Here is a 25054-nt window from a genome sequence, read left to right on the forward strand (position 1 = left end):
GAGCTAAGCCGCCCGCCGCCCGGCCGCCGCGCGGGCCTCGATGAACATCGGCATCCCGCCCTTTGGCCTAAGCGTCACCGCCGCGGTCGGGACCACCTCGTGGCCCGGGTCCAGCCGGAAGCGGTAGCGCGCCAGCCACTCGGCCAGGATCAGCAGCGCCTCCTTGATCGCGAACGCCGCGCCGATGCAGGTGCGCGGGCCGGCGCCGAAGGGGATGTACTGGAATCGGTGATGCTGCGCCTTGGCCTCGGCTGAGAAGTTCTCCGGGTCGAACACGTCGGGCTCGTCCCACAGCGTCTCGTGGCGGTGCAGCAGCCACGGCCAGATGGTGACCATGTCGCCCGCGCGCACCGTCCGACCACAGAGCACGTCGTCGACGATCGGCGAGCGGTCGAACCGTGTCGCCGGCGGATACAGCCGCATGGTCTCGTCCAGCACCATCCGCAGATAGGGCAACCGGGCGATCACCTGCGTCGCCGAGCCGCCCGCCTCGCGCGCGGCGATCGCCTCGGCAGCGGCGCGCTCCTGCACCTCCGGATCGCCGCCCATCAGATAGAGCGCCCAGGTCAGCGCATTGGCGGTGGTCTCGTGGCCGGCGACGAAGAACAGGATCCCGTTGCCCAGCGCCAGCTCCGCCGCCTCGTCCGGCGGATGGCTCTCGGAGAAGGCGTCGAGCAGCCGGGTCATGAAGTCCTGGGGCGCCGACGGATCGGTTTGCCGCCGGCGGATCAGCTCGGTCAGCCGTCCGCGCAGGAAGGCCGCCCCGGCCAACCCGTCCTGGCGGATGCGCGAGCGGTCGAGCCAGGGCATGCCGATCAGCTTGGCGACGCTGTACTTGCCGGCCGAGGCCAGGGTCGCGCCGATGTGCGCGGAGGCCCCCTCGGAGGTCATCGCCGGGTCGCCGGAGAACAGCGAGCGGCTCATCACCTCGAATGTCGCGTGGGTCGCGGCCGCGGCGACGTCGACGCGATTTGGCGCCTCCCCCGCCCAGCGGTCGGCCTGCTCGCGGGCGACCTGCTCGAAGATCCCGGTGAACGACGCCACCGCCGCCGGCGTGAACACCGGCGCCATCAGCCGGCGCTGCTCGCGCCAGACCTCGCCGTCGGCGACCAGCAGGTTCCAGCCCACCGCCGGGGCCAGGATGCGCTTGATCAGCGCCGGCTTCTCGTAGTTGGCGGCATTCTCCAGCAGCACGCGGCCGATCGCGTCGGGGTCGTTGATGATGTGGTTCCGCACCGTGATCACGCGGGCGAACATGTAGCGCTGGCGGAACGCGGCCTGCGGCCAGCCGGCCACCCAGTTGGTCGCCAACTCGCCGCTGAGCCGTCGCCAGAGCGGCGGCGGCATCGCCGGTCGGACCGGCGCGGCCGGACGGAAGCGCGAGGGGCTCATGACGGGCTCACATGGGGCGCAGCGACTGCCTTCCCCTTCCATCTAGGGTCGCGCCCGTCGCGGTCCAAGCGCCCGTTGGCCAAGCCTCAGAGACGGACTTCGGCGCGGATCTCGTGCGGCGCTTCGCGGTCGCGGCCCATGCCGAACAGCGTCGGCTGGCCGCCGCCGCTGGGCAGCCAGATCTGCGCGCTGGACGGGGTGAAGCAGAGCAGCGTCAGTTCCGGGTCGTAGCGACCTTGCGGGTACCAGCGCGCGACCTCGTCGCTCCAGAAGCGGTTGATCGCGTCGTCGTTGCTGGTCATCGCCACCTCGCCATGGACGCAGGCGTAGAGGTCGTGCTTGCGGCCGATGTAGTGGAACACCGCGGCATGGCTCTGATCGGCGGCCATGGCGATGCGGCTGTGCTTGTGGGCGTAGAACCACAGCGGGCCATGCTCGCCCTCGAAGTGGGCGGTCATCGGCTGGGCGTGGCCCTCGTGTTCCGTGGCCAGGCCGAGCATGCCGGTCCTCAGGTCCGCCAGGTCGCGCCAGAACCGCGCGAGAAGGTCTTGCGGGTCGCCTTGGGTCATCTCTCCACCTCGCGTCTGGACGCCGCCAGCCGAGGCTGCGTCCTTACGAAGCGCAAGTGCGCAGCCGGCGGGGCGGTTCCGCGCCGGCTGCGATGGCGGCGACCCGCCCTGGCCTACCTCAGACGATAGTCGTCAGCGGCCAGCCACTGGGTGATGTAGGCGTGCGTTCGACGCACCAATTCGGTCGGCCCCGAGAAGTAGAATTCACTGCCGAACAGCTTCTTCTTCTCCGACCAACGGACGCTGCCGGTGTCTTCGGACTGCAGCACGTTGCGCAGCTTCGCGCGCTTGCTCTTCGGGACGTAGGAGACGTAGGTCACCTCGCTCACGGTTCACTCCCCCAAACATTCTTGTCGACGCCCCCGCGCCAACAGTAGCGCTCGTAGATTCGTGTGGCGCGATTGCGGCAAATTCTGGCGAGGGTCCTGCGACATCCCGCCTCGGCGAGATGCCGGGCCGCCGCAACAAGTGGTCGAGGCGGCGTTTTCGGCCGCATCTCGACCAAAAGGGTGCAGGACAGAGAAAACTAAACTTATCCGCGCGACGGCCGCCGTGCCTGAATTCAAGTTTCCGCGAGCCTGACGCTCCCCACACGGAGCTTCGGATCAATTCGATCCCCGGATGCTTTGAGTCTTTAAACAGCTGGGAGGAGTAGGGAGTGCGCCGGTCCAACCGGTTCCTTGCGTCATTCGGAGCGGATGTCGCCTTGATCCGTCCGCACCTGCGTGAGGTGACGCTCCGCGCCGGGCAGATTCTCTGCGAGCCCGGCGACCGCATCCGCAAAGTCTATTTCCTGCATGAGGGCGTGGTCTCGAAGCTGATGGTCTTCGAGGACGGCGCCGAGATCGAATGCGCCCTGGTCGGCCGCGAGGGCGCGGTCGGCGCGATGTCGGCGCTGGGCATGCGCACCGCAGTCACCCGCGACGTCTGCCACATGTCGGTGGGCGCCCTGGTGATCGACGTGGCGCAGCTGTCGGAGGCCGCGCGGCAGTCCGAGCTGATCCATTCCGCGCTCGACCGCTACTGCGCCTGGAAGATGGGCTACGCGATCCGCAACGGCGCCTGCAACGCGCGCCATGCGGTGGAGCAGCGGCTCTGCCGCTGGCTGCTGACCTGCTCCGACGTGCTCGAGGAGCCGGAGATCCGGCTGCCGCAGGACGTCTTCGCCAAGATGCTCGGCGTGCAGCGCACCTCGATCAATCCGATCCTCCAGCGCCTGCGGGCCGACCGGCTGATCGACCTTGGCCGCTCGCGGCTGACGCTCACCGATCGGGCCGGCATCATGAACCGCGCCTGCGAATGCTACGAGGCGATGAGCATCACCGAGGCTGAGATGCTCGCGCCGCAGACGCGATCCGTCAGGCCGCACGGCGCGGCCCTCCAGTTCCGCGGCGGATCTGCTGCCTGAGCAAAAAACACAGTTCTGTCGGTGGTTGGACAGACCCACGGCCGCGTTCGCCTAATCTGTCCGCTCTCGAACGCCGAGGGAGGGGACGAGATGAGCCACGCTGCGAGCACCGATCAGAACGACGCCGTAGAGACCGCCTGGCGGCGCAACCTGCAGGCCGGCGAAGTCGCCGCCCGCGCCTTCCACGCCGAAACCGCCGATTTCGCCGGACGCCTGCTCGACCTCAACCTCGAGGCCGCGCGCAGCTTCGGCCGTCCCGCCACGAACGATCCGATGGCCGCGCCCTTCGCCTTCAGCGCCTCGGCGCTGGAGCTTTACTTGGGCTACCTGGGCCGATCGACGGCGCTGGCGCAGAAGGCGATCGTCCTGCCCTGGACCCATCCGAGGGCGCGGGTTTGAGGGCTGGCGCGGACCGGGTCGCCGGCATGCGCAAGGTCCAGGCTCCACCTCCGGCGACGCTAGTCAGCGCGCCGTCCTACCTCACCCAAGCGGAGGCCTGCCTGACGGCGGCCGCCACCTCGCCGGACCCCGCGGCGCGGGCGCTGCACGAGGAGGAGTGCAAGCTGTGGCTGATGCTGGCGCGCCACCGCACCGCCATCGACGATGTGGTGCGCAGCCACCTGGAGCCGGCCTGACCGCCGGCCCGGCGTCCCTAGCTCAGGCGTCCTGGTCGAGGTCCGCCGGGGCCACCGCGTAGACGCGCGAGCAGTACTCGCAGGTCACGTGGATCTTGCCGTCGGGTTCGATCATCTCGGCCCGTTCGTGCTGGTCGAACGACCGCAGCACGGTCTCGATGCTCTCCCGGCTGCAGCGGCAGAAGGCCCGCAGCGGCTGCCCGCCGAACACCCGCACGCCGTCCTCGTGGAACAGCCGCCACAGCAGGGTGTTCGACGACAGCTCCGGATCGACCAGTTCGTCCTCGCCGATGGTCTCGAACAGGATCTGGGTGCGCGACCAGGCTTCCTCGGTCGAGCCGCGCGCGGTGTCCTCGGCGATGTTCTGGATCAGCACCCCGCCGGCCCGCCAGACCGGCCCATGCGGGCCGTCGGCCTGGCCGACCGCCAGCAGCACGCGCGTCGGCGTCTGCTCGGATTGGGCGAAATACTGCTCGGCGCAGAGCGCCAGGGTCTCGCCCTCGATGGCCGTCACGCCCTGGTAGCGGTCCATGTCGGGGCCCTGGTCGACGGTCATTATGAACACCCCGCCGCCTAGCAGGGTGCGCGCGCCGGGGCGCTGGAAGCCCTCGGAGGCCGCGGCCACCTCGGCCTCGTCATAGCGGCAGTAGCCGCGCAGGCCGCCGGAAGTGTCGTAGTCGGCGACCACGTAGCGCACCGGGCCGTCGCCCTGCGCCTGGACGATCAGCCGGCCGTCGAACTTCAGGTTGGAGCCGACCAGGGCGGCGAGCGCGCAGGCCTCGCCGAGCAGATTGGCCACCGGCTCCGGGTAGGCGTGAGCGCGCAGGATTTCGTCGATCGCCGGCCCCAGCCGCGCGACCCGGCCGCGCACCGGCTCGCCTTCGATCTGGAAGGCGCCGACCACGTCGTCAGGAATGGGAGGATTGGACATGATCGGGATATAGGTCCGTACGCGGGAATTTCGAGCGTGGCGCTTTAGCAGCTGTCATCCCGGTTTTCGCGCCAGCGAAAGACCGGGACCCATGAACACGGCGGCCGACAGGATCAGCCGAAACGCCGCAGCCCTTTTGGCGCCGCCGTGTTCATGGGTCCCGGACAAGCCGCTTTCGCGGCTTTCCGGGATGACATGGGCTTGTGTCAGATCTTCCCGAAGCACCAGGCCAGGATCGACTTCTGGGCGTGCAGGCGGTTTTCCGCCTCGTCCCAGATCAGGCTGGCCGGGCCGTCGATCACCTCGTCGGTGACCTCCTCGCCGCGGTGCGCCGGCAGACAGTGCAGGAAGGCCGCGTCTGACGCCGCCAGTTGCATCAGCTTCCGGTCCACCTGATAGGGCTCCAGCGCGTCGAGCCGCTCGTCGTGGTCGGTGTCGCCCATCGACACCCAGGTGTCGGTGATCACCACGTCGGCGCCGCGGACCGCTTCGCGCGGATCCTCGGTGGTCATCACCTGGCCCTGCTGCTCGGCGGCGCGCGCCAGGTCGACCAGGTCCGGGTGGTAGATCGCCGGGCTGGCGATGTTCAGCTTGAAGCCAAGCATCGGCGCGGCGTGGATGAAGCTGGCGCAGACGTTGTTGCCGTCGCCGACCCAGGCCAGCGTCTTGCCCTCGATGCGCCCGCGGTGCTCCTCGATGGTCAGGATGTCGGCCATGATCTGGCAGGGGTGGCCCTTGTCCGAGAGGCCGTTGATCACCGGCACGGTCGAGGCCAGCGCCAGCCGCTCGACGTCCTCGTGGACGTTGGCGCGGATCATCACCGCGTCGACCATCCGCGACAGCACCCGGGCGGTGTCCTCGATCGGCTCGCCGCGGCCCAGCTGCATTTCCTGGGCGTTGGAGATGATCACGTCGCCGCCCAGCTGGCGCATCGCCGCGTCGAACGAAAACCGGGTGCGGGTCGAGTTCTTCTCGAAGATCATCGCCAGCGTGTGGCCGGCGGCGGGCGCGTCGGGATCGACCCGGCCCTTCGGCCAGCCGCGGCGGGCGGTCTTGCGGGCCTTGGCGTCCTCGAGGATGGCGCGCAGGTCGGCCGCCTCGAGTTTCCAGAGGTCGATGAAGTGTCTCGGGGTCTGAGTCATCGCAACGGGTCCCCGCCCCGCCCGCCCCGGCGACGGCCGAGGCCCCAGCGTCAGCTGGGAGCGGAGCTTTACATCTAGGTCCCGGCCCTCGCCGGAACGGGTGGATCGGTGATCAGGCGGCCGCCTTCGCTTTGGCCCGCGCGCGCTCGCAGGCGCGCTCGAACTTCTCGATCGCCTCGCGCGCCTCGTCGCGGCTCAGCACCAGCGGCGGCAGCAGGCGCACGCAGTTGTCGCCGCCGCCGGCGATCAGCAGCTGCTCGTCGCGGGCGTGCTGCATGAAGTCGCGGTTCGGCGTCGCCAGCTTGACGCCGATCAGCAGGCCCTTGCCGCGGATGTCGACCACCACGTCCGGAAAGCGGTCCTTCAGCCCGACGAGCTGCTGGGTCAGGTAGCCGGCGATGTCGTTCACCTGGTCCATCAGCGACGGCTTGATCAGTTCGTCGACCGCGGCCAGGCCGACCGCCATCGCCAGCGGGTTGCCGCCGTAGGTCGAGCCGTGCGAGCCGACCGTCATGCCCTTGGCCGCGTCGGCGGTGGCCAGCAGCGCGCCCACAGGGAAGCCGCCGCCCAGCGCCTTGGCCAGCGCCATGATGTCCGGGTACGCGTCTTCCGCCCACTCGTAGGCGAACAGCTTGCCGGTGCGGCCGAGGCCGCACTGGATCTCGTCGTAGATCAGCAGCACGCCGGTCTCGTCGCAGAGCTGGCGGATCGCCCGCAGCATGGCGTCCGGCCAGGCCCGCGCCCCGCCCTCGCCCTGCACCGGCTCGAGGATGATCGCCGCGGTGGTCGGACCGACCGCCTGGCGGATCGCCTCGATGTCGCCGAACGGCAGGTGCACGAAGCCCGGCAGCGGCGGGCCGAAGCCTTCCAGGTAGCTGGCGTTGCCCGAGGCGTTGACCGCCGCGATCGTCCGGCCGTGGAACGAGCCCTCGAAGCCGATGATGTCGATCCGCTCCGGCTGGCCGTTGGCCCAGTGGTGCTTGCGCGCGGTCTTGATCGCGCACTCGATCGCCTCGGTGCCCGAGTTGGTGAAGAACACCACGTCGGCGAAGCTGACGCTGGTCAGCCGGTCGGCGAGCGCTTCCTGCCCGGGGATCTGGAAGATGTTGGAGACGTGCCAGAGCTTCTCGGCCTGGGCCTTCAGCGCGTCCACCAGGATCGGGTTCGCATGGCCGAGCGCGTTCACCGCGATCCCCGCCATGCAGTCGAGGTAAGCCTCGCCCTCCGCCGTGTACAGGCGCGAGCCCTCGCCTCGTTCGAACGCCAGCGGGGCGCGCGAATAGACGCCCATGATGTGGTCGCTGGGAACGCTCGCGGCGGCTTGGCTCGCGGTCTTTTCGGTCACGGGGGAGGCCCTCCGAAATGGAAGTGTCCCCGCCGCGACGCGACGGGGACTGGAAGGCCTGGCCTTTTCGGGCTCGAACGCCGCAATGTCAATGGTTTGGCGCGCCGCCGCCGCGGGTCGTTCGGCGAGCGTTCGCGCGGCGGCCCGCGGATTTGATCCGCCCACGAACCACCCCGCCCCTCCGCTCTTCCCCGCGAAAGCGGGGACCCAGGTGTTTTCTGTTGCTGGCGGGGGAACGCCGAGCGCTCGAACTCAAAAAGCCTGGATCCCCGCTTTCGCGGGGACGAGCGGTCCGGGTTAAGGCTCAGGTCTTGATCTTGTAGCCGGTCCTGAACATCCAGTAGCTGACCGCGCCCAGCGCCACCGTCAGCACCGCGGTCATCGCCGCGCCCACCGCCAGCGAGCCTTCGGCGTGGCCGATGAAGCCGTAGCGGAAGCCGTCGATCAGATAGAAGAACGGGTTGAAGTGGCTGAAGGTGCGGAACGGCTCCGGCAGCCGCTCCACCAGATAGAAGGTCCCGGACAGGAAGGTCATCGGCATGACCACGAAATTGGTCACCGCCGCCATGTGGTCGAACTTCTCCGACCATAGCCCGGCCATGATGCCGAGGAAGCCGAGGATCAGCGCCGCGCCGACGCCGAAATAGACGATCGCCCAGGGGTGGGCGAGGCCGAGGCGGGCGAACGGCAGCACCGCCAGCCAGGTCACCGCGCCGACCATCAGCCCGCGCGTCGCCGCCCCGAGCGCGAACGCTGCGGCCTGCTCCAGCGGGCTCAGCGGCGGGGTCAGGAAATCCCCCATCAGCCCGTTCATCTTCGACTGCAGCAGTGACGACGAGGAGTTGGCGAAGGCGTTGTTCAGCACCTGCATCATGATCAGCCCGGGGGCGACGAACGCCCCGTACGCCAGGCCGTGGATCGGCCGTCCGCCCTGCGCGGCGACGACGAACACCATCATGTACAGCAGCGCCGTGACCACCGGCGCGGCCAGGGTCTGGGTGCCCACCTTCAGGAAGCGACGAATCTCGCGAAGGTAGAGTGTCCGGAACCCCTCGATGTTGAAGCCCGGGTACTCCCGCGGGGTCGGCGGGAGGACGCTTTCGGCGGCGGCCATGTCCTTCATGGCCCCCATGTGCGCCGCCGCCCGATCCGCCGCAAGTGTGCGCCGAAGCTGCGGCGGGCTGACGCAACATCTAGTTCCTGTGGAGAACCTGAAGGGCGCCTATTGTGGCCCTTAAGGAGTTGTTTACTACTGATGGTGGTCAGTGAGGCGACGGAGCCCCGACTGACACAAGATCTTGAGACTCAAGGGTTTGGCGCGGGGGCGCGCGACCTGTTGGAGCGGGAGGCGTTAATGGGCTGGACGGACGAACGGGTCGAGTTGCTCAAGAAGCTCTGGCAGGACGGCCTATCGGCCAGCCAGATCGCGAAGCAACTTGGAGGTGTGACCCGCAATGCGGTGATCGGCAAGGTGCACCGGCTCGGCTTGTCCGGCCGCGCGGCGCCGTCGAAGCCCGCACGCACGGTGTTCAAGGCGCCGCGTCCGGCGCGTCCGGCCGCCGCCGCGCCGTCGGCCCCGCGCCGCATCGCCGAGCCGGTGACGCTCGCGCCGCAGCCGACCTCGCCGGTGCGCTACATCGACGAAGCGCCGGGCATGGCCACGGTGCTGACGCTCGGCGCGCACATGTGCAAGTGGCCGATCGGCGACCCGTCGCTGGACAGCTTCACCTTCTGCGGCCGCCGCCAGAGCGACGGCCCCTACTGCCACGAACACAACCAAGTCGCCTACCAGCCGGCGCAAGCCAAGAAGAAGGGCGGCGCCTCCGAGCTCGCCCGCAGCCTGCGCCGCTACATCTAGAGTTCCGCGAGGAGAACAGCGGACGTACCGATCCGTTGGGGATGAGGGCGCGTTCCTCGGGCTGCAAGCGCCCGCGGGGCGCGCCCTTTCTCGTTTCAGAACTTCAACGTCCAGCTTTCCAACACCGCCGCCCGCCAGTCTGTCATCCCGGAAGCCGCGGAGTGGCTGTCCGGGATCCAAGAACACGGCGTGGCCGGAGGAGCCGCGGTCATGTGGAGGTAGAGGTCCTCCCAGCGCGGATTCGTCTCCTCGATCAGCCGCGCCTTCCAGTCGCGCCGCCAGCGCTTCAAGCGCTTCTCGAAGGTGATGGCGTCGCGGACATCTCCGAAGCCCTGGGCATGAACGAGGCGGCCGACGCCATACCGCTTCGTGAAGCCGGCGACCGCCTTGGCGCGGTGCTGCTCGACGCGCCGCTGAAGGTCGCGGGTGACGCCCACGTAAAGAGTCCCGTGGTCGCCACTGGCCATGAATGTAGACCCAATAGGTCATTGCACCGCCGTGTTCTTAGATCCCGGTCTTCGCTTCGCGAAACCGGGATGACAAACCAGAACATAAGCGGAACATCCATTCAACGTCCTCGCCATTGGGTTTCCCGCCCCGAGCCGCTACCTTCCGCCCATGACCGACCTCGCCCCAGAGACCGAATCGAGCGGCAACGCGAAGCCCTATTCCGTCTCGGAGCTGGCGTTCGCGCTGAAGCGGACTCTGGAGGACGCCTACGGCTTCGTCCGGCTGCGTGGCGAGCTCTCCAAGGTCACCCACCACTCCAACGGCCACGTCTATCTGACTCTGAAGGACGAGCGCGCGGCGATCGACGGGGTGGTCTGGAAGGGCAGCGTCCGCGGCCTCGGCGTTAAGCCGCAGCAGGGCCTGGAGGTGATCGTCACCGGCAAGATCACTTCCTACCCGGCCGGCTCGCGCTACCAGATCGTCATCGAGACCATGGAGGCGGCCGGCGTCGGCGCCCTGCTGGCGCAGCTCGAGAAGCTGAAGGCCAAGCTCTCCGGCGAGGGGCTGTTCGAGCCGGCGCGCAAGCTGCCGCTGCCGGCCATGCCGCGGGTGGTCGGGGTGATCACCAGCCCGACCGGCGCGGTGATCCGCGACATCCTGCACCGCATCCGCGACCGCTGGCCCTGCCAGGTGGTGGTCTGGCCGGTGGTGGTGCAGGGCGACGCCGCCGCCGCCCAGGTCAGCGCCGCCATCCGCGGCTTCTGCGCGCTGGACCCGGCCGGCCCGGTCGCCCGCCCCGACGTGCTGATCGTCGCCCGCGGCGGCGGCTCGGTGGAGGACCTCTGGCCGTTCAACGACGAGGGGCTGGCGCGGACCGTCGCGGCCTGCACCATCCCGCTGATCAGCGCCGTCGGCCACGAGACTGACACCACCCTGATCGACTTCGTCTCCGACCGCCGCGCGCCGACACCGACCGCCGCGGCGGAGATGGCGACGCCCGTGCTGGCCGAACTGAAGGCCGCGGTCGCCGACCTGGGCGCGCGCATGCACCGCTGCGGCGGCCGGGTGGTCGAGGACCGCCGCGCGCGGATCGCCCACGCCGAACGCGCCCTGAGGCGGGTGCCCGACCTGGTGCGGCTGGCCGAGCAGCGCTTCGACATCGTCTCCGGAAAGCTCGGCCACGCCCTGGCGCGCAACGCCGCTCTGCACGAGCGCGACCTGGTGCGGGTGGCGAGCCGGCTGTCGCCGCTGCTGCTGCAGCGCCCGCAGACCGTGCAGCGCCAGCGGCTGGACGCGGTCGCGGTCCGTCTGAAGCCCGCCGCCGAGCGCAAGCTCGAGCGCCTGTCCGAACGGCTGGAGGCGCTGTCCAAGCTCTACGTCTCGGTCGACCCCGAGCGGCCGCTGCAGCGCGGGTTCGCGCGGGTCACGCGCCAGGACGGCTCGCTGGTGCGCGCCGGCGCCGACCTGGCCCACGGCGAGAGCGTCGAGATCAAGTTCGGCGACCGGGTCACCCGCCAGGCGGTGATCGACGGCGCCGGGGCTGCGCCGCCCCAGCCGGCGCCGCCGAAGCCGGCCGCGGCCAAGCCCGCCAGGCCGCAGGCCAAGCCGGACGCCCCGACCCAGGGCGACCTATTCTAAACGCGCGACTTCGTCAGGGCGGCCTCTGTTCCGGCCGGGGTCGGCGCGCTACATATGCGGCCATGAATGCGCACGATCCTGAATTCTCCGGCAACGATCTGGCGAGGCTGCACTACGGCGACGGCGACTTCGCCGTGCTCAAACCGGGCCGCTTCGTGATGTGCGCCGTCAGCGGCCGGAAGATCCCGCTGGAGGCGCTGCGCTACTGGAGCGCCACGCGCCAGGAAGCCTACGCCGGCCCGGCCGAGGCCTTGCAGCGCTGGAAAGAGACCGAGGGCCAGTAGGGCTCAGCGGGCGCGGCGGAACCACACGACCCGCGCCAGGTAGAAGGCCACCGCCCCGACCAGCAGCGCCGTGGACACCGGATCGAGCCACGCCTCGACCAGCTGGTAGCGCGCCTCCAGCACGTAGCCGAGGCTCGCCAGCAACAGCGTCCACAGCGCCGTGCCCGCCGCCGACCAGGCGAGGAAGGGCGCGGCCGGCATGTGGGTCAGGCCGGCGGGGACCGAGACCATGGTCCGCACGCCCGGCGTCAGGCGGCCGACGAACACCGCCCAGCCGCCGTGCCGCAGGAAGAAGCGCCGCGAGCGCTCAAGGTCGTCGCGGTCGATGGTCAGCCATCGCCCGTAGCGCTCGACCCAGCGTTCCAGCCGCTCCGGCGCAATGGCGCGGCCGACCCAGTACCAGAGCGTGGCGCCGGCCAGCGCGCCCAGCGTTCCGGCCACGACGACGGCGGGAAAGCTGAAATGCCCCTGGGCGGCGGCGAAGCCGGCGAGCGGCATGATCAGCTCCGACGGGATCGGCGGAACCACATTCTCGGCGAACATCAGCAGCAGCACGCCGAGCAGCCCGAAGGTCACGACGACGCCGACGATCCAATCGAACATGGTTAGGGTAGTTAGGCTGCAGCGAAGCCGCCGCAAGGCCTCGGCCGCTCAAGCCTTGCGATAGAGCTCTTTTGGCCAGCGTTTGTGGACCCAGAACCACTCCGTCGGCCGTTCGCGGACGCGCTCCTCCATGAAGGCGTTGATGCGCCGCACGCCGGCTTCGACGTCGGCAGGACGGTCGCCGGTGTTCTCCACCACGATCGGCTCGTGCACGATCACCCGGAAGCGCGCCTTCTTCACCCGCTGCACGCTCATCGGCAGCAGCGGAATGCCGAACTTCAGCGCGAAGGTCGCCGGGCCCGGCGCGGTGTGCGCGGTCACGCCGAAGAACGGCGCGGCCACCCCGCCGTTGAACTTCTGGTCGTTCAGCAGGGCCACGGATTCGCCGCGGCCGAACGCCCGCATCATCTCCCGCGCGCCCTCCGCGCCCTTCGGCGCGAACAGCCCCACGCCATAGCGCGCGCGGCTCTGGCGGACGCGCAGGTCGAAATGCGGGTTGTTGGCCGCCCGATAGGTCACCTGGCAGCGCACGCCGGCCTGCACGATCGCCGCGGCCATGATCTCGAAGTTCGAGAAATGGCCGGAGATCAGCACCACCGGCCGATCGCTCTGCGCCACCGCCAGCAGCCGCTCGCGGTTCACCACCTCCAGCCGCGACGGGTCGCGCACGATCCGGTCGACGATCGGGAACTCGGCGAAGAACCGACCGGCCTCGCGCCACTGAGCGTCGCGCAGCCGCGCGATCTCGGCATCGGCGGCGTCGGGGAAGGCGATCCTGAGGTTGCGCTCGACGGTGCGGTTGGCGCTGGTCTTCGGACCGACGCCGCCGAACAGCCAGGCGCCGAAGTCCGACACCCAGTCGACCGGCAGCAGGCGCATCACCCCGGCGAACAGGTCGAAGGCCAGGGCCTCCAACCGCCAAAGCAGCTCCTGCGCGCGCGACGGGGTCTCGTGGGCCATGCCCCCTGATAGGCGGCGAGAATGCGCTGCGCAAATCTCCGCCCCGCCCGGCGCAGCTTTTTGGCGCGCGATTTGCGGCGCCGGGGCCGCGGCGTCTCGCATCGGGACACGCCCAGTGACGCGGGTCGGGGGACTTGGGGCATGAGTGACACGATCGACGAGCATCTCGGCAGACGCCTGCGACGGCGCCGGCGGCTGCTTGGCCTGACCCAGCATCAGCTGGCCAGCGCCTGCGGCGTGCGCTTCCAGCAGATCCAAAAGTACGAATGCGCCGCCAACCGCATGTCGGCGGCCCGCCTGTGGCAGCTCGCCGAGGTGCTGGAGGTGCCGGTCAGCTACTTCTACGAGGGTTTCGGCGGCCCGCAGCGCGAGACCCGCCCGCGCGAAGGCGAGGCCCAGCGCGAGGTCTTCACCCGCAAGGAGACCCACGACCTGGTCCATGCCTACTACAAGCTCAGCGAACGCCCGCGCCGGCGGCTGCTGGACCTGGCGAAGTCGCTGAACGGCGACGTAGAGGCCTGACGGCGGCGGGTAGAGAGGCTAAAGCGGTCGCATGACGACGCTCTCTCCCGCCCGTCTCGTCGAGCTCGAGGCCTTTCTGGTCGAGCTCAATCGCGCCAGCGCGGCGCACATCCTCCAGCTGTTTCGCTCGGACCACGGCCTGCGCGACAAGGGCGGGGCCGCCGGCTTCGACCCGGTCACCGAGGCCGACGTCGGCGCCGAGAAGATCATGCGGCGGCTGATTCAAGCCTACCATCCCGACCACGGCGTGATCGGCGAGGAGATGGGCGAGGACCGCCCGGACGCGGAATTCGTCTGGGTGCTCGACCCGGTGGACGGCACGCGGGCCTTCGTCGCCGGCCTGCCGACCTGGTGCACCCTGATCGGCCTGCGCTATCAGGGCCGCCCGGTGCTGGGCTCCATCGCCCAACCCTATCTCGGCGAAATCTATCTCGGCCACGCGGGCGGCTCGCGAATGGTCAGCCCCGACGGCGAACAGCCGTTGAAAGTGCGCCCCTGCCCGCTGCTGACCAATGCGGTGATCGCCACCACCGATCCGGAAGGCCTGTTCGACGGCGCCGAGCTCGGCGCCTGGACCCAGGTGCGCGCCGCCGCGCGCATCGCGCGCACGGGCTGTGACGCCTACGCCTTCGCGCGCGTGGCGGCGGGAACCATGGATCTGGTGGTGGAAGCCGGCCTCAAGGCCTGGGATATCGACGCCGCCATCCCGGTGATCGAGGGGGCGGGCGGCGTCGTCACCAACTGGCGCGGCGGCCCGGTGGGCGCGCACGGCGGCCAGGTCGCCGTCGCCGGCGACCGCGCCTGCCTGGAGGAGGCGCTGGTCGCCCTGAAACGCTCGGCGAAGTAGCCGAGCGCCACGGCCCGCCTTATTTGGCGGCGGGCTTCTTCGCCGCCGGCTTCTTCGCCGGCGCGGAGGTCTTCGGCGTGTGGACCTTGCTGGCCGCAGCCTTCGCCGGCGCAGGCTTGGCCGCAGCGGCCTTGGCCGGAGCCGCCTTCACCGCGGCGGCCTTGACCGGAGCGGCTTTCACCGCCGCAGGCTTCGCCGCCTTCGCCGCCGGAGCCTTCGCCGCCTTCACCGCCGGCTTAGCCGCGGTCTTCGGGGCGGGCTTCGCCGCCGCCGCCTTGGGCTCGGCCTTCTTCGCCGCCGGGGCCTTCGCCGGCTTGGCCGCCTTCGGCGCCGCCGGCTTCTTGGCGGCCGCAGCCGGCTTCGCCGCGGGCTTGGCTTCAGCCTTGGCCTTCGCCGCGGCGGGCTTCTTCACCGCGGCTTTCGTAGCCGCAGGCTTCGCCGCCGCCGGCGCCTTGGCCGCCACGGGCTTGGCCGCCGCCGACTTCTTCGCGGCGGGCTTCTTGGCGGTCGCCGGCTTGGCGGCGGCCTTCGCCGGCTCCGCGACAGGCTTCGGGGCGGGCTTGGCGGCGGGCGTCACGGCGACCGGCGCGGCGGCCGGTACAGGGGTCGCGACGACGGGCGCGGCCGCGACCGGCGTAGCCGGCGGCGCGGCTTCGGCGCGCTTCGGCGCTTCCGCGGGCTTGGGCGCCACCCGGCCGGTGAGCGCGTCAAACGCCCGCATGAAGATGTTACGCATCAGATCGGTCTCCATCAGGATTTCGTGGGAAGCCCCGGGCACGCGGATCAGCTTGCCCTGGGGGAGGTGGCGCGCGGCGGCGTCTTGCGCGGCGTTGTCCACCAGTCGGTCATCTTCGGCCTGGAGGATGATCACCGGGACGGTGATCCCCTGCAGCCGATCGGGCCTGGCCAGGTACGCGGTGGCCCGTAACGCAAAGTCCAGCCAGCCCCAGGTCGGCCCGCCGAGCGCCAGCAGCGGCTCGGCGTCCAACAGACCGCGATTGCGGGCGTACCGCGCACGGTCGTGGGTCAGGATGTTGGTTTCGAAATTGTTCGTGAACGGATCGCCGGTCTGGCCGAGCAGGTAGCGGCTGCCCCGCCCGAACATCATCTGCAGCCGCGACATCAGCGTCGCGCGCCACAGCGGCCGGCCGCCCAACTGAACCCCGAGCATCGGCGCCGACAGCACCGCGGCGGCGAACCGCTGCTCGCCCTGCGCCATCGCCAGCAGAGTCAGGCATCCGCCCATCGAATGGCCGACGGCCACCCACGGCTTCGGCAGCCGCGTCTCGAAGGTGCGCAGCAGCGCCTGGAAGTCCTGCAGGTAGGTGAAGCCGCGCACGTGGCTTTTGTGCCGGTCGCCCAGTTCGCGCGCCGACAGCCCCTGGCCGCGCCAGTCGTGGGTCAGCACGACGAAGCCGCGGTCGAGGAAGTCGGTGATGGTCTCGTAGTATTTCTCGAGCCATTCGACGCGGCCGCCCGACAGGATGATCGAGCCGCGCGGCCGGCCGGGCGGAACGAACAGCGCGGCGCGCAATTGAGCGCCGCCGGCGCCCCGAAACCACTCGGCCTCGCCGCCGGCCGGAACCGGTGCGTCAGGGGTGGAAACGAGGGGCGCAAGCTCGGCCATGACGGTTCCCTACACGGCTCTGGCAAACAGAGTTTGAATGACCGGCTGGAGTTTCATCGCCAGTCCCATGTCCGACAGCTTCATGCGCCCGGTCATGATCGCCCGCATCGGATCGAGCTCGCGCTTGCCCAGCGCCTCGAGATCCTTGCGGCTGATGGTGACGACCAGGTCCGCTGGCAGGTCCGCGTTGGTGACCGCCGCGCCGTCAATATGGATGAAGCCCTCCCCTTTCAGGTCGAACTTCAGGCTATGCGCCAGCCCCGTTCCGGACACGGCCGCGCCTCGGATTCGTTCCGTGATCTCGTCTAAAGTCGCCATGCCCCCGCACTCCCGACTCAATTGCAAGCTTCGCCTTACGCGCGAGTGAAGTAAACCGTCAGTCGCAAGTTGAGTCTCGACGCGACCGCGCTGCGCGCCCGCTCGTCCCTCACGCACAACTGCACCGCACATCGGCGCCTCTTGAACGCGCTTTCCCCGCGCTTACCTCAATTTCCGAAGGCGCTGGATGTCCGGGCCTTCGGGACGCCGCGCGACGCCGATCTCGGGTCGCCGACAGTCTCATTCAGATACGCAACCTTGCTTATGAAAGAAGGCCTATGCGCACTCTAGATTTTGCTCCCCTCTATCGTTCCGTCGTCGGCTTCGACCGCCTGGCCTCGCTGCTCGAAGCAGCGACCACCGAAGCGGCCAGCGGCTATCCGCCCTACAATATCGAGCGCACCGACGAGAACGCCTACCGCATCGAGATCGCGGTGGCCGGGTTCCGGCCGGAAGAGCTCAACATCGAGGTGAAGGAGAACCTCCTCACCGTCCAGGGCCGCAAGCCCGCCAACGACGACAGCCGCCGCTACCTGCACCGCGGCCTCGCCGAGCGCAATTTCGAGCGCCGCTTCCAGCTCGCCGACTATGTCGTCGTGACCGACGCCAAGCTCGCCGACGGCCTGCTGTCGATCTCGCTGAAGCGCGAGATACCGGAAGCGCTGAAGCCGCGCCGCATCGAGATCGCCGCCGCCCCGTCGGCGCCGCAGATCGAAGGCGAACAGGCCGCCTAAGCGGTCCGCTCAGTCTGACTCAGGGGGCGGCGTCGCAAGGCGCCGCCCTTTTCATTCCTCCGCAGCTGTCATCCCGGAATGCGCAGCGCATGTCCGGGATCCAAGAACACGGCGCAGCGAAGTCCCCACGGCAGCGCCGCGGCTGGTCGCCTTCCCCGTGTTCTTGGATCCCGGACAGCCGCCTGCGCGGCTTCCGGGATGACAGGTTAAATCACGTCCTCCAGCCCCCGCGCGCCGGCGCGCACGGCGCCGGTGGCGTTGACCTGGCGCAGCAGCGCGCCGGAGAAGTTGCCGCGGCTGACGTCGGCGCGGACCAGCACCGCCTGGCGCAGGTCGGCCATCGAGAAGTCCGCCCCCTTCAGGTTGGCGTCGGTCATGTCGCACGGCAGCACCCGGTCGCCGCCGAGCAGCAGCGGGCCCATCTGCGCCTCGCGCAGGTCGGCGCCGGCGAGCTTGGCGCCGATCAGCTTGGCCCCGCGCAGGTCGGCGCGGCGCAGGTTGCAGTTGCGCAGATCGGCGCCCTCCAGGTGGGCGCCCTGCAGCTGCACGCCTTCCATGTCGAGTGCGTAGAACACCGCTCCCTTGGCCGAGAGCGCAGTCAGGTTGAAGCCGCGGATGCTCTTCAGCGCGCGCAGGTCGGCGGCGTCGAACGCCGACGGCTTGCCCTCGGCCCCGCCGGTTTCGCACCAGCGGGCGTGATCCTGGATCATCTGCTGATAGGGCATCGACGCGGCCGGTGTGCCGGCCGGCTCGTCGGTCAGCACGCCCTTGAGGTTGGCGTCCGAGACGTTCCAGCCGATGGTCTTGACGCCGACCAGCACCGCGTCCTGCAAGTCCGCGCCGGCCAGCTCGCAGCCGGAGAGATCGGCGCCCGACAGGTTGGCGCCCTTCATGTTCGCCTGCTTCAGGTTCGCCCGCACCAGCTTGGCGTCCTTCAGGATGGCGTCGCTGAAGTCGGCCTTCACCGCCAGGATGCCGCCGAGGCGCGACCGCTCCAGGTTGGCGCCGGCGAGGATCGCGCCCTGGGCCTGGCCCGGCCGCACCGCGGAGTCGACCCGACGGAAGCCCTCCTTGCGGTCGGCGGTGGCCATGGTGCCTTCCCGCAGGTCGGCCTCGAACAGGTCCGCGCCGGTCAGGTTGGCGTTGCGCAGGCAGGCGCCGCGCAGGTCGGCGCGCCGCAGCGAGGCCTCGTAGAGGTCGGCGCATTGCAGGTCAGCGCCGAACAGGTTGGCGTGGTCGAGCCGCGCGCCGCGCATCTGGCAGTCGAACAGGATGGCGCCGGTGAAGTCCGCGTCGCAGAGATTGCGGCCGCGCAGGTCGAGCCCGGTCAGGTCGGTCCAGGCCAGCACCGCACGCGCCCCGCCGGGCTTGGAGCTCCACAGCCGATCGTGCTTGGCGCAGATCAGGTTGAGCTCGGCCTGGGAGATCTTTCGGTAGGTCGGACCTTGGCTGGGCGCGGCGGGCATTTCGTCTGACAGGCTACAGGCGATCCCGTTAATTCCGCCTTTCGCGTCAGAACGCTGGTCGGTAGCCGGTATAGAGGGCTGCGGCCTCGGCCGCGAGCAGGCCGGTCTCGACGACGATCCCCGCCCCGCGCAGCCGCGCCTCGCCCTGGCCGGCGGCGAACTTCGAGGCGTCGGCGCAGGCGATCACCACCCGCGCCACGCCGGCCTGCGCCAGCCGCTCCGAACAGGAGGCCACGCCCGACGAACGCGTGCCGCAGGGCTCGAGCGTCACATAGGCGCTCGCCCCCGCCGCGGCCGCGCCGGCCTGCGCCAGCGCCTGTTCCTCCGCATGCGGACGACCGCCCTCGGCCGTGGCCGCCTCGGCGACGACCACGCCGTCCTTCACCAGCACGCAGCCGACCGACGGGTTCTCGCCCGTCCGGCCGACATTGGCGGCCGCGAGCGCGATCGCCCGGCGCATGAAGGTTTCGTCCTGGACGCTCACCACGCCCTCCCCCCGCTCACCCCGGCGAAGGCCGGGGCCCAGATGGCGGGCTCAGATGCGGGTTCCATGAGCACGGCGGCGAGCCATCCCTTCAGCGCGCGGGGCTGGGTCCCGGCTTTCGCCGGGACGAGCCGAGAACTTACGCCAACGCCGGCAGCGCCGTCGCGCGCGCCGCGTCGAGGTAGCGCGCCGCGGTCGGCTGCAGGTCGCTGTTCAGTTCGATCAGCAGCGGATTGCCGGTCGGCACCTCGACGTCGATGATCGCCGCGTCGGACAGGTTGAACAGCAGCTTGACGATCGCCCGCAGCGAGTTGCCGTGCGCCGCCACCAGCAGCGTCTCGCCGGCCTTCAGGTGCGGCACGATGTCGCTCTCCCAGTAGGGCTGCACCCGGTCGAGCGTCGACTTCAGGCTCTCGGTGTCGGGCAGCGCCACGCCGGCGTAGCGGCGGTCCTTGGAGAAGTCGAACTCGCCGCCGGCGGCCAGCGGCGGCGGCGGGACGTCGTAGGAGCGGCGCCACACCTTCACCTGGTCGGCGCCGTGCTTGGCGGCGGTCTCGGTCTTGTTGAGGCCGGTCAGGCCGCCGTAGTGGCGCTCGTTCAGCCGCCAGTCCTTGACCTCCGGCACATAGGCCTGGTCGGCCGCGGCCAGCGCCAGCCAGGAGGTGCGGATCGCCCGGGTCAGCACCGAGGTGTAGCAGCGGTCGATGGCGATGCCGGTCTGCTTGATCAGCTCGCCGCCCTTCTTCGCCTGGGCCTCGCCCTCGGCGGTCAGGTCGACGTCGACCCAGCCGGTGAACCGGTCGTCGAGGTTCCACTGGCTTTGGCCATGGCGCAGCAGGATGAGCGTCGGCAAGGGCGTGACCTTTCTGGGAGATTTCTTGTTCGCAGGAGGCGCTAGGGCCTGAGGCCCGCCGGCGTCAACCCACAAAGGTCCTCCCCTCAGGGGGAGGTGGCCCGAAGGGCCGGAGGGGGTTTCCACTCAAACACTGATGACGCCAGCACCAACCATCTGAGCGGAAACCCCCTCACCGCCTTCGGCGGAGCTCCCCCTGAGGGGGAGCATCTAGGAGCCGCCTCGCCGACCGGCTATAGAGCGGCCGATGCTCGACCGTCTCTTCCTGCCGCTCCTGGGCGTGCTCACCCTCGCCACGATCGCGCTGGCGCTGGTCTGGCCGCAGGGCCTGGGCGCGCGCTCGCCCGCGCCGTTCGGCCACCTGCCGGTGCAACAGCGCCCCGAAGTGCAGGAGGCGATGCGCCTGGAGACCGAGGCCTCGCAGAAGCGGCTGAACGACGCCCGCGACGCGGTGCGCGCGGCGCAGACCCAAGCGATCGCGCCCGGCCAATGAGCAGCTTCGACGCGATCGCCGTCGGCCGCCGGGTGCTGACCGCAGAAGCCGAGGCCCTGGCCAGCCAGGTCACGGCGCTGGACGAGACCTTCGGCCGCGCGGTCGATCTGCTGGCCGCCGCCAAGGGCCGGATCATCTGCACCGGCATGGGCAAGTCCGGCCACGTGGCGCGCAAGATCGCCGCCACCTTCGCCTCGACCGGCGCCTCGGCCTTCTTCGTCCACCCGGCCGAGGCCAGCCACGGCGACCTCGGCATGATCACCGGCGACGACGTGATCCTGGCGCTGTCGAAGTCCGGCGAGGCGCGCGAGCTGGCCGACGTGCTGGCCTACGCCAAGCGCTTCGCCATACCGCTGATCGCCATCACCGCCGATCCCGGCAGCGCGCTCGGCCGCGCCGGCGACGTGGTGCTGCAGCTCGCCGAGGCGCGCGAGGCGACGGCGGCGGTCAACGCGCCGACCACCTCGACCACCCTGCAGATCGCGCTCGGCGACGCGCTGGCGGTGGCGCTGCTCGAGCAGCGGGGCTTCCAGCCGCAGGACTTCCACCTGTTCCACCCGGGCGGCAAGCTGGGCGCCATGCTGCGCACGGTGCGCGACCTGATGCATGGCCAGAGCGAGCTGCCGCTGGTCGATCAGGCCACGCCGATGCGCCAGGCGCTGCTGGTGATGAGCGAGAAGCGCTGGGGCATCGTCGGCGTCACCGACGCCGATGGGCGGCTGGTCGGGGCGATCTCCGACGGCGACCTGCGCCGGCACATCGACGGCCTGCTCGACCACGCCGCCGGCGAGGTTATGACGCCGGGCCCGAAGAAGACCGTGCCGCCGCACATGCTGGCCTCCGAAGCCCTCTCCCGCATGAGCGACCCTGCCCCGGCCGTCACCGTGCTGTTCGTCGTCGAGAACGAGCGGCCGGTCGGCATCCTCCACGTGCACGACATCCTGCGCGCCGGCGTGATGTGAGCCAGCAGCGCCGCGCGCCGCTCTGGTGCGTCCGCACGCCCTCCCGCCGTTGACCAACTGCGCAAGCGCGGCCTGAGGTTGCCGCGGCCGCTGGCGGACGGTACGACTTTTGTATGCATCCCCGAGCTGGCCAGCGCGCCCGTCCCGAAGATCTCGTCGACGTGGACGCCCTCATCCGCAGCTACAGCGAGCGACGGCCCGATCCGGCTGATCCGGCCCAGAGGGTCAGTTTCGGCACCTCGGGGCATCGTGGATCGAGCTTCGACGGCGCCTTCAACGAGGATCATATCGCCGCCATCACCCAGGCGATCGTCGAATACCGCGCGACCCAGGGCGTCACGGGCGCGATCCTGATCGGCCGGGACACCCATGCGCTCTCCGAGCCGGCCTGGCGCACCACCCTCGAGGTGCTCGCCGGCAACGGCGTCGACGCCCTGGTCGACTCGCGCGACGCCTTCACGCCGACGCCCGCCGTCTCGCACGCCATTCTGAAGCTGAATCGCCAGGCGCCTGGCCGAACGGACGGCATCGTCATCACGCCATCTCACAACCCGCCGCGGGACGGGGGCTTCAAGTACAACCCACCCTCGGGCGGGCCCGCGGGCTCCGACGCCACAAGCGCGATCGCGAAGCGCGCCAACGAGTTGCTCGCCAACGGCCTGAGCGGCGTCCGGCGCATCCCATTCGAGCGCGCGGTCGCCGCGGCAGGGCGTTACGATTTCCTGGGCGAGTACGTCGACGACCTCCCGAGCATCCTCGATCTGGACGCGGTGCGCCGTGGCAAGGTGAAGATCGGCGCGGATCCGCTCGGCGGCGCCAGCGTCGGCTACTGGGGCGAGATCGCCGACCGTCACGGCCTCGACCTGACGGTCGTCAACACCACGGTGGATCCGCGCTGGGCCTTCATGCCGTTGGACACCGACGGCAAGATCCGGATGGACTGCTCATCGCCGGCGGCGATGGCCAACCTGATCGAGATCATGCGAGGACCGGCGACGTACGACATCGCCACCGGCAATGACGCCGACGCGGACCGCCATGGCATCGTCACCGCCGACAGCGGCCTGATGAACCCCAATCACTATCTCGCGGTCGCGGTGGACTATCTGTTCCGTCGTCGCGAGCAGTGGGGCGCGAAGGTCGCGGTGGGCAAGACCCTCGTCTCCTCTTCGATGATCGACCGGGTGGCCGCCGACCTCGGGCGGGGGCTGCTCGAGACGCCGGTCGGCTTCAAGTACTTCGTCCCTGGCCTGCTGGACGGCAGTATCGGCTTCGGGGGCGAGGAATCCGCCGGGGCCAGTTTCCTGCGGGAAGACGGCTCGGTGTGGACCACCGACAAGGACGGCATTCTTCTGGCCCTTCTCGCGGCGGAGATCATGGGGACCTCGGGCAAGAGCCCCAGCGAGCACTACGCCGCCCTCGCCGCCAAGCACGGCGCCCCCGCTTACGCGCGTCTCGACGCGCCGGCGACCCGCGAGCAAAAGGCGCGCCTGGGCGCGCTCAGTCCCAAGGACGTCGCCGCCGACGTCCTGGCCGGCGAGCCGATCACTCAGGTTCTGACCCGCGCGCCGGGCAACGACGAGCCGATCGGCGGGTTGAAGGTCGTGACCCAGAACGCCTGGTTCGCGGCCAGGCCCTCCGGCACCGAGGACGTCTACAAGATCTACGCCGAGTCCTTCCTCGGCGAAGATCATCTGCGGCAGGTGCAGGACGAGGCTCGCGGGGTCGTCTCGGAAGCACTGCAAGGCTGATCGGCGAGGGGCGGAGCTCCACGCCGCGTCGCGACCCGGGCGTTGCACCGCTTTCGAGCAATCCCGGCGGCGAGCAGCCACACCTCGGACAGCCGCAACACAGCTGACACAGAGGCGAGCCATTCAGCTTGCGCCAAGGAAGCTGAACTAACTCAAACGTTCCACAAGCGCGCCCTTCCTCTAGAATAGCGACGTACCCGCATTATCCGGAGTTCCGATGCTGCCTGCACCTCGCGCGGACCTGGTCCCGAACACCTTCGACTACGAGATCCTACCCCTGGTGAAGGCGACCGGCTTCCGCGAGTACGACGCGCGCTGGCTGTTCGGTCCGGAGATCAATCTGCTCGGCATTCAGGCCCTGGGCCTGGGCCTGGGCACCCAAATCCATGAGCTCGGCCAAAGCCGGATCGTCGTCGGCCACGACTACCGCTCCTATTCGCTGTCGATCAAACAGGCCCTGACCATCGGCCTGGTCGCCGCCGGCTGCGAAGTGCTGGACATCGGCCTGGCGGTTTCGCCGATGGCCTACTTCGCCCAGTTCGACCTCGACGCGCCGTGCGTCGCCATGGTCACCGCCAGCCACAACGAGAACGGCTGGACCGGGGTGAAGATGGGCGCGCAGAAGCCGCTGACCTTCGGCCCCGACGAGATGGGCCGGCTGAAGGAGATCGTGCTGAAGGGCGAGTGGAAGCAGCGCCCCGGCGGCTCGGTCGCCATGATCGGCGGCGTCGCCGAGCGCTACATCGCCGACGCCGCCTCGCGCGCCCGGCTGACCCGGCCGCTGAAGGTCATCGCCGCCTGCGGCAACGGCACCGCCGGGGCCTTCGCGGTGAAGGCGCTGAAGGCGATGGGCGTGGTCGAGCTGATCGAGATGGATTGCGAGCTCGACTACAACTTCCCGAAATACAATCCGAACCCGGAAGACAGCGTGATGCTGCACGCCATGGCCGAGCAGGTGCGGAAGCACGGCGCCGACGTGGCGCTGGGCTTCGACGGCGACGGCGACCGCTGCGGCGTGGTCGACGACGAGGGCGAGGAGATCTTCGCCGACAAGATCGGCCTGATGCTGGCGCGCGACCTCTCGGCCCTGCACAAGGACGCCACCTTCATCGTCGACGTGAAGTCGACCGGCCTGTTCGCCACCGACGAGGTGCTGAAGGCCAACGGCGCCAAGACCGTCTACTGGAAGACCGGCCACTCCTACATCAAGCGCAAGACCGCCGAGCTCGGCGCGCTCGCCGGCTTCGAGAAGAGCGGCCACTTCTTCTTCAACACCCCACTCGGCCGCGGCTACGACGACGGGCTGGTGGCGGCCGCCGCCATCCTCTCCATGCTCGACCGCAACCCGGGCAAGAAGCTCTCGGACCTGAAGAAGGCCCTGCCGGTCGCCTACACCTCGCTGACCATGAGCCCGCACTGCGCCGACGAGGTGAAGTACCGGGTGGTCGACGACGTCATCGCCGAATACCGCAAGCTGTTCGAGGCAGGCGGCTCGATCCTCGGCCGCAAGATCATCGACCTGATCACCGTCAACGGCGTGCGCGTGGCGCTGGAGGACGGCTCCTGGGTGCTGGTGCGCGCCTCGTCCAACAAGCCCGAGATCGTCGTGGTGGTGGAAAGCTCGCAGTCCGACGCCGACATGCGCGCCCTGTTCCGCGAGGAAGTGAAGCCCCGCCTCGCCGCCCATCCGGAAGTCGGCGCCTACAATCAAGAAATCTGACCGGCCATCCGCTCAGAAGATGGCGCGGGCTTCAGCCCCCGCCGGCATCTGAGCGAAAGCCC

At 69.9% G+C, this 25054-nt stretch carries 28 protein-coding genes; 13 read left to right on the forward strand and 15 right to left on the reverse strand.

Annotation, left to right across the window (positions count from 1 at the left end; translation table 11 throughout):
- Positions 1-3: 3 nt before the first annotated feature.
- From ACSQ14_RS15240 to ACSQ14_RS15250, 3 genes are all read right to left on the reverse strand, one after another.
- Complete coding sequence (locus ACSQ14_RS15240; RefSeq protein ID WP_436014223.1) at positions 4-1392, reverse strand: cytochrome P450; 1389 nt, start codon at positions 1390-1392, stop codon at positions 4-6.
- Between the two features lie 86 nt (positions 1393-1478).
- Positions 1479-1961: a pyridoxamine 5'-phosphate oxidase family protein gene (locus tag ACSQ14_RS15245; protein ID WP_436014225.1), complete on the reverse strand. Its 483-nt coding sequence runs from the start codon at positions 1959-1961 to the stop codon at positions 1479-1481.
- A 113-nt stretch (positions 1962-2074) separates the two neighbouring features.
- Entirely contained in the window at positions 2075-2290 is a 216-nt protein-coding gene (locus ACSQ14_RS15250) for a hypothetical protein (protein WP_436014227.1), read from the reverse strand.
- Positions 2291-2667: 377 nt separating this feature from the next.
- Here ACSQ14_RS15250 and ACSQ14_RS15255 point away from each other — a divergent pair, with 377 nt between their 5' ends.
- From ACSQ14_RS15255 to ACSQ14_RS15265, 3 genes are all read left to right on the forward strand, one after another.
- Positions 2668-3369: a Crp/Fnr family transcriptional regulator gene (locus tag ACSQ14_RS15255; RefSeq protein ID WP_436014229.1), complete on the forward strand. Its 702-nt coding sequence runs from the start codon at positions 2668-2670 to the stop codon at positions 3367-3369.
- Between the two features lie 90 nt (positions 3370-3459).
- The gene (locus tag ACSQ14_RS15260; RefSeq protein WP_436014231.1) at positions 3460-3768 is read left to right on the forward strand and encodes a hypothetical protein; all 309 of its coding nucleotides are present in this window, start codon (positions 3460-3462) and stop codon (positions 3766-3768) included.
- Complete coding sequence (locus ACSQ14_RS15265) at positions 3765-4004, forward strand: hypothetical protein (protein ID WP_436014233.1); 240 nt, start codon at positions 3765-3767, stop codon at positions 4002-4004. The genes ACSQ14_RS15260 and ACSQ14_RS15265 overlap by 4 nt, the downstream gene beginning before the upstream one ends.
- A gap of 22 nt (positions 4005-4026) precedes the next feature.
- Here the strand turns inward: ACSQ14_RS15265 and ACSQ14_RS15270 are convergent, their stop codons facing one another.
- The 4 genes from ACSQ14_RS15270 to ACSQ14_RS15285 form a co-directional block, all read right to left on the reverse strand.
- Positions 4027-4935 carry an Hsp33 family molecular chaperone gene (locus tag ACSQ14_RS15270; RefSeq protein WP_436014235.1) on the reverse strand — a complete coding sequence of 303 codons (909 nt, stop codon included), beginning with the start codon at positions 4933-4935 and terminating at the stop codon, positions 4027-4029.
- A 206-nt stretch (positions 4936-5141) separates the two neighbouring features.
- Positions 5142-6077, reverse strand: a complete 936-nt coding sequence (gene argF, locus ACSQ14_RS15275) for an ornithine carbamoyltransferase (RefSeq protein WP_436014237.1) — start codon at positions 6075-6077, stop codon at positions 5142-5144.
- A 112-nt stretch (positions 6078-6189) separates the two neighbouring features.
- A complete protein-coding gene (locus ACSQ14_RS15280; RefSeq protein ID WP_436015438.1) occupies positions 6190-7368 on the reverse strand; it encodes an aspartate aminotransferase family protein in 1179 nt (392 codons plus the stop codon).
- Between the two features lie 358 nt (positions 7369-7726).
- Positions 7727-8545 carry an ABC transporter permease gene (locus tag ACSQ14_RS15285; protein ID WP_436015440.1) on the reverse strand — a complete coding sequence of 273 codons (819 nt, stop codon included), beginning with the start codon at positions 8543-8545 and terminating at the stop codon, positions 7727-7729.
- Positions 8546-8776: 231 nt separating this feature from the next.
- Between ACSQ14_RS15285 and gcrA the strand changes: the two genes are divergently transcribed.
- Positions 8777-9280, forward strand: coding sequence for a cell cycle sigma 70 cofactor GcrA (gene gcrA, locus ACSQ14_RS15290; protein WP_436014239.1), 504 nt, complete (start codon positions 8777-8779; stop codon positions 9278-9280).
- A 95-nt stretch (positions 9281-9375) separates the two neighbouring features.
- Here gcrA and ACSQ14_RS15295 read toward each other — a convergent pair whose 3' ends face one another.
- Positions 9376-9747: a GIY-YIG nuclease family protein gene (locus ACSQ14_RS15295; RefSeq protein ID WP_436014241.1), complete on the reverse strand. Its 372-nt coding sequence runs from the start codon at positions 9745-9747 to the stop codon at positions 9376-9378.
- A gap of 151 nt (positions 9748-9898) precedes the next feature.
- On the opposite strand from ACSQ14_RS15295, the gene xseA reads away from it, so the two are divergent.
- Together xseA and ACSQ14_RS15305 are read left to right on the forward strand one after the other, a co-directional pair.
- Positions 9899-11368: an exodeoxyribonuclease VII large subunit gene (xseA, locus tag ACSQ14_RS15300; RefSeq protein WP_436014243.1), complete on the forward strand. Its 1470-nt coding sequence runs from the start codon at positions 9899-9901 to the stop codon at positions 11366-11368.
- Positions 11369-11430: 62 nt separating this feature from the next.
- A complete protein-coding gene (locus ACSQ14_RS15305) occupies positions 11431-11652 on the forward strand; it encodes a DUF2093 domain-containing protein (protein WP_436014245.1) in 222 nt (73 codons plus the stop codon).
- Between the two features lie 3 nt (positions 11653-11655).
- Here ACSQ14_RS15305 and ACSQ14_RS15310 read toward each other — a convergent pair whose 3' ends face one another.
- Complete coding sequence (locus ACSQ14_RS15310) at positions 11656-12255, reverse strand: DedA family protein (protein WP_436014247.1); 600 nt, start codon at positions 12253-12255, stop codon at positions 11656-11658.
- Between the two features lie 48 nt (positions 12256-12303).
- A complete protein-coding gene (locus tag ACSQ14_RS15315) occupies positions 12304-13215 on the reverse strand; it encodes a lysophospholipid acyltransferase family protein (protein ID WP_436014249.1) in 912 nt (303 codons plus the stop codon).
- A 141-nt stretch (positions 13216-13356) separates the two neighbouring features.
- Here ACSQ14_RS15315 and ACSQ14_RS15320 point away from each other — a divergent pair, with 141 nt between their 5' ends.
- Positions 13357-13737 carry a helix-turn-helix domain-containing protein gene (locus tag ACSQ14_RS15320; protein ID WP_436014251.1) on the forward strand — a complete coding sequence of 127 codons (381 nt, stop codon included), beginning with the start codon at positions 13357-13359 and terminating at the stop codon, positions 13735-13737.
- A 31-nt stretch (positions 13738-13768) separates the two neighbouring features.
- Positions 13769-14584, forward strand: a complete 816-nt coding sequence (gene hisN, locus ACSQ14_RS15325) for a histidinol-phosphatase (RefSeq protein ID WP_436014253.1) — start codon at positions 13769-13771, stop codon at positions 14582-14584.
- Positions 14585-14603: 19 nt separating this feature from the next.
- Here the strand turns inward: hisN and ACSQ14_RS15330 are convergent, their stop codons facing one another.
- Complete coding sequence (locus ACSQ14_RS15330; protein WP_436014255.1) at positions 14604-16211, reverse strand: alpha/beta fold hydrolase; 1608 nt, start codon at positions 16209-16211, stop codon at positions 14604-14606.
- 9 nt (positions 16212-16220) lie between these two features.
- A complete protein-coding gene (locus tag ACSQ14_RS15335; RefSeq protein WP_436014257.1) occupies positions 16221-16529 on the reverse strand; it encodes an SCP2 sterol-binding domain-containing protein in 309 nt (102 codons plus the stop codon).
- Between the two features lie 278 nt (positions 16530-16807).
- Here ACSQ14_RS15335 and ACSQ14_RS15340 point away from each other — a divergent pair, with 278 nt between their 5' ends.
- Positions 16808-17263, forward strand: coding sequence for an Hsp20 family protein (locus ACSQ14_RS15340; RefSeq protein WP_436014259.1), 456 nt, complete (start codon positions 16808-16810; stop codon positions 17261-17263).
- Between the two features lie 206 nt (positions 17264-17469).
- Here the strand turns inward: ACSQ14_RS15340 and ACSQ14_RS15345 are convergent, their stop codons facing one another.
- From ACSQ14_RS15345 to gpmA, 3 genes are all read right to left on the reverse strand, one after another.
- A complete protein-coding gene (locus ACSQ14_RS15345; protein ID WP_436014261.1) occupies positions 17470-18729 on the reverse strand; it encodes a pentapeptide repeat-containing protein in 1260 nt (419 codons plus the stop codon).
- Between the two features lie 46 nt (positions 18730-18775).
- Positions 18776-19213: a deaminase gene (locus tag ACSQ14_RS15350; RefSeq protein WP_436014263.1), complete on the reverse strand. Its 438-nt coding sequence runs from the start codon at positions 19211-19213 to the stop codon at positions 18776-18778.
- Between the two features lie 139 nt (positions 19214-19352).
- Entirely contained in the window at positions 19353-20066 is a 714-nt protein-coding gene (gene gpmA / locus ACSQ14_RS15355; RefSeq protein ID WP_436014265.1) for a 2,3-diphosphoglycerate-dependent phosphoglycerate mutase, read from the reverse strand.
- A gap of 247 nt (positions 20067-20313) precedes the next feature.
- Here gpmA and ACSQ14_RS15360 point away from each other — a divergent pair, with 247 nt between their 5' ends.
- The 4 genes from ACSQ14_RS15360 (at position 20314) to ACSQ14_RS15375 (ending at position 24992) form a co-directional block, all read left to right on the forward strand.
- A complete protein-coding gene (locus ACSQ14_RS15360; RefSeq protein WP_436014267.1) occupies positions 20314-20559 on the forward strand; it encodes a hypothetical protein in 246 nt (81 codons plus the stop codon).
- Positions 20556-21521: a KpsF/GutQ family sugar-phosphate isomerase gene (locus ACSQ14_RS15365; RefSeq protein ID WP_436014269.1), complete on the forward strand. Its 966-nt coding sequence runs from the start codon at positions 20556-20558 to the stop codon at positions 21519-21521. The genes ACSQ14_RS15360 and ACSQ14_RS15365 overlap by 4 nt, the downstream gene beginning before the upstream one ends.
- Before the next feature lie 113 nt (positions 21522-21634).
- Positions 21635-23272, forward strand: coding sequence for a phosphoglucomutase (alpha-D-glucose-1,6-bisphosphate-dependent) (pgm, locus tag ACSQ14_RS15370; RefSeq protein ID WP_436014271.1), 1638 nt, complete (start codon positions 21635-21637; stop codon positions 23270-23272).
- A gap of 217 nt (positions 23273-23489) precedes the next feature.
- Positions 23490-24992, forward strand: coding sequence for a phosphomannomutase/phosphoglucomutase (locus ACSQ14_RS15375; protein ID WP_436014273.1), 1503 nt, complete (start codon positions 23490-23492; stop codon positions 24990-24992).
- The last annotated feature ends 62 nt before the right edge of the window (positions 24993-25054 follow it).

The organism is Phenylobacterium sp. LjRoot219 (genome assembly GCF_964252995.1).
GTDB lineage: Bacteria > Pseudomonadota > Alphaproteobacteria > Caulobacterales > Caulobacteraceae > Phenylobacterium.